The 3754-nt window shown below is 40.1% G+C and carries 5 protein-coding genes; 4 read left to right on the forward strand and 1 reads right to left on the reverse strand.

The window, feature by feature from the left end:
- A partial coding sequence (locus tag QZT73_RS01350) for an aminopeptidase P N-terminal domain-containing protein (protein ID WP_291786225.1) occupies nucleotides 1-1218 on the forward strand: 1218 nt, incomplete at its 5' end.
- A gap of 101 nt (nucleotides 1219-1319) precedes the next feature.
- Here QZT73_RS01350 and QZT73_RS01355 read toward each other — a convergent pair.
- Nucleotides 1320-1967, reverse strand: coding sequence for a carboxypeptidase-like regulatory domain-containing protein (locus tag QZT73_RS01355; protein ID WP_291786227.1), 648 nt, complete (start codon nucleotides 1965-1967; stop codon nucleotides 1320-1322).
- A 123-nt stretch (nucleotides 1968-2090) separates the two neighbouring features.
- On the opposite strand from QZT73_RS01355, the gene QZT73_RS01360 reads away from it, so the two are divergent.
- The 3 genes from QZT73_RS01360 to QZT73_RS01370 all read left to right on the forward strand — a co-directional run.
- Entirely contained in the window at nucleotides 2091-2474 is a 384-nt protein-coding gene (locus QZT73_RS01360) for a metalloregulator ArsR/SmtB family transcription factor (RefSeq protein ID WP_291780423.1), read from the forward strand.
- A gap of 8 nt (nucleotides 2475-2482) precedes the next feature.
- Nucleotides 2483-3178, forward strand: coding sequence for a YjjG family noncanonical pyrimidine nucleotidase (locus tag QZT73_RS01365; RefSeq protein ID WP_291780426.1), 696 nt, complete (start codon nucleotides 2483-2485; stop codon nucleotides 3176-3178).
- Between the two features lie 175 nt (nucleotides 3179-3353).
- The coding region (locus QZT73_RS01370; RefSeq protein WP_291786229.1) for an aldehyde dehydrogenase family protein at nucleotides 3354-3754 on the forward strand (401 nt) is incomplete at its 3' end.

The following is a 3754-nucleotide window of genomic DNA, read 5'->3' on the forward strand; positions in this document are numbered from 1 at the left end:
CGCTCAAATGATACAGAGTTTAAATACCGTCCCAATTCTGATTTTTATTATTTGACCGGTTTTAGAGAGCCAAATGCAGCTTTGATCATTTTGAAAAATCCCCAAATGGTGGATGGTCAAATGGTCGATGAAATCATTTATACCCAACCAAGAGATCCTAGAAAGGAGCAATGGGACGGAGAAAGATTGGGTGTAGCAGGGGTCAGGGAAAAGTTGGGTTTTGAAACAGTATTTCTGAATACTGACTTTTTGAAGCAGCCCAATCTTGATTGGTCCAAAGTAAAACCCATGCTGTCATTCAACATGGGGGAATTCGAAGGTGGTACTTATAATGCTCCCTTGAAGGAGATGGTGGCTACATTTAAGGGCTTTTCTCTGGTGAATGAATCTCCAAGTTCACCCAATTTGGATCAATTGATGAACCAACTCAGGGCAGTCAAAACATCGGAAGAAATTGAGGTAATGAGAAAGGCAGTTGAAATTTCAGGAATAGCTCATATGGAAGCCTTTAGATCAATTCAACCCGGGGTTTCTGAAAGGAGTATACAGGGCGTACATGAATTTGTACATAAGGCGCTAGGGGCAGAAGATATAGGGTATAGCTCCATTGTGGGAGCGGGTAACAACAGCACCATTTTACATTATGTTGAGAATTATAAGACCGATCTTCAGTACGGATTGATCTTGATGGATGTCGGAGCGGAATACAGAGGGTATTCAGGAGATATTACAAGGACTGTACCAGTGAATGGTAAGTTTTCTCCTGAGGAGAAGGCCATTTACGAAATTGTTTTGGAAGCTTTGGAAGTTGGGATCCAGGCCTGTCATCCGGGTTCTGATTTTCAGACAGTAGGAGCCGCTGCCCGAAAGGTCATCGATGAGGGATTGGTTAAATTGGGATTGGTCAATGCTGGAGAGAGGCATCCTTATTTTCCCCACGGTATTGGCCATCATTTAGGACTGGATGTCCATGATAGGGGAGCTTATGGTAAATTGGAGCCTGGGATGATATTGACTGTAGAGCCGGGCATTTATATTCCGGAAGGCAGTCCTGTAGATTCTAAATGGTGGGGTATTGGTGTGAGGATTGAAGATAATATCCTTATTACGGAAACCGGCAATGAAAATTTAAGTGCCTTTGTACCAAAGACAGTGGAGGATATAGAATCCATCATGCAGGAAGAAGGTGTTTTACAAAAGTTGAACCTGGGCAATTGATAGATATACGGATAAGGATGACCAAGGATTGTATATTTCAAGGTACTGAAAGGCATTCAATTCATTAAAAAAAGGCTTTGGGTAAATCCAAAGCCTTTTTTTTAATCTCTTTTCTTTAGATCTCCCCGTTTGATGGACTGAATGAACCTATTCCATGCAAAAGGATCCAAAAGTGTAAATGGTCGGGGTCCATATCGATCTTGTATTTGCATTACCTGACCTTGTTGGAAATAACGCCAGTTTTCATTACCGGAGGCCGGCATTTGCTCTGCATAACGCAATAAGGTCTCGGGGCTTAAATTCCCTCTGCTGTCGATTGCCATTGGGGCTTCATAATTCATGGCCAATACCTGCCGCTTGAATTCATCTTCTGAAGGAAAGGGCATAATCTCAATTTCAGAGAGGGCTATTTCATCCATTTGCATCGTCACGATCAAGCTGATGTCCCCATCAGTATTGGCAGGAACTTTAAAGCTCTGCCTTTTGAGACCAATGAAACTGAAAACAACAGAGTCTCCCTCCAATACAGGCATGGAGAAATAACCATACCTTCCCGAAGTGGTGCCTCTTCCCTTTTTTGGAACATAAATATTAACACCGGGTACTGCATCGGTACTATCGGCATTGAGGACGATTCCAGAAAGTTGTAATACTTTTCTGTCTGTATCCTGAGCTTGGCTATGGTGGCTTCCTAAGAATAAGATAATACCCAAAAACCCGAAAATGATATGTGGAAAATGAATCTTCAAATCTTTTAAATCTGTTAAAATAAGTGTTTTTAGCACTTATAGGTTCTAAATTCGTTATAATATTAGCCTATTTTGGCTTCATTTGTTTAATTTCAAGCAGCTTTTATTCGTTAAAAATACTAAATGCGTCTCAAAAATATAAGTTTAAATTATGGAATGCGGATTTTTAAGGCTTTATCTGAGGAGTCAAGGGTCCGTATTTTACATTTATTGTTGCAGAATAAAGAGCTGAGTATCTCTGATATGGAGCTTATTCTGGATTTTACACAAACCAAAACAAGCCGTCATTTAGGATACCTGAAAAATGCAGGATTGGTGGGTAGCCGCAGGGTAGATCAATGGATTTTTTACTACATACTTGATGAAGCACAAGAAATCATCCAGCAGATTTTTAAATTTATCCAGAAAGATGCCAACCTTCTTCGGGACCAGGAGGTATACCATATATTGCACTCCAATAGAGAGCTGGCAAAAAACAAAATTGAAAACAATCCTTACCGAAAATAATTTTCTCTTTGAAAAAATACCAACACTTGTTTTTCGACCTTGACCATACGCTATGGGATTATGACAAAAACGTTCAGGAATCACTTTCCGAACTTTTTGAAGTCTATCAATTGGTTAATTCAGGCATCCCTAATTCAGGAGAATTTATACAGTCTTTCTATAAAGTCAACTTTAAACTTTGGGCGATGTATGATCTGGAGAAAATTGACAAGAAATCACTCAGAGAAACAAGGTTCAAGTTGATATTTGAAAATGCAGGAGCCGATCCCAATTTGGTTCCTAAGGTGATGGAAGAAGATTTTATGCATAGGACCTCATCCAAACCCTATTTATTGCCCTATACCAAGGAGATTTTGGAATACTTGAAACCAAATTATGGTCTGCACATCATTACTAATGGATTTGATGAAAGTCAAACCAAAAAAATGGAAGCCTCAGGACTGGCTCCTTATTTTGATTTAGTGGTGACATCAGAAACTACGGGCCATAAGAAGCCCGATCCGAGAATTTTTAACTATGCCTTGGATAAATTGGGCATAAAGAATACCGAAACCATGATGATCGGTGACAATCCCAATTCAGATATCCTTGGAGCTATTCAATCCCAGATTGACAACGTATATTTTGATCCCAATGAAAAAGGAATTGAACATCAGCCAACTTATACCATACGGCATTTAAAAGAGCTGGAAGGGATCCTATGACAGAACACTTGTTTTGTTGATCAGAAAGAATTTTTTAGGCGTTGAACTGATTTGAAAGTAGAAAGCCATTCCACCCAAAAATTTTATAAGAGGGGGATAAAAGCAAGGTATGGAAAGGCATTCCAAGGCTTGTTTCTTATATTTGTTTGTCAGAACCAAATAAACTCAAATACTTATGTTGAAAGGATTTTTCAATGTGCCTACCCCGCACAACGAACCCGTGAAAAGTTATGCCCCTGGCTCACCCGAAAGGAAAGAGTTACAGGCTAAATTAAAGGAACTTCGTGCACAAGAGGTTGATGTGCCTATGTATATCGGTGCTGAAGAGGTTAGAACAGGAAAAAAGAAACCCCTTTCCCCTCCTCATGACCACCAACACATCCTTGGATATTTCCATGAAGGGGATGCTTCCCATGTGGAACAGGCCATTAATGCTGCCATGGGTGCAAAATATGCATGGGAACATATGGAATGGGAACAAAGGGCTGCCATATTTCTTAAAGCAGCTGACCTTTTGGCTGGGCCTTACAGGTCAAAAATCAATGCAGCGACCATGCTCGGGCAATCCAAAAATGC

The organism is Cecembia sp. (assembly GCF_007126775.1).
Classification (GTDB): domain Bacteria; phylum Bacteroidota; class Bacteroidia; order Cytophagales; family Cyclobacteriaceae; genus Cecembia.

Bases quoted from the DNA above. Each gene is read 5' to 3' on its own strand.
- QZT73_RS01360 (WP_291780423.1), top strand. From the start codon at position 2,091: ATGCGTCTCAAAAATATAAGTTTAAATTATGGAATGCGGATTTTTAAG.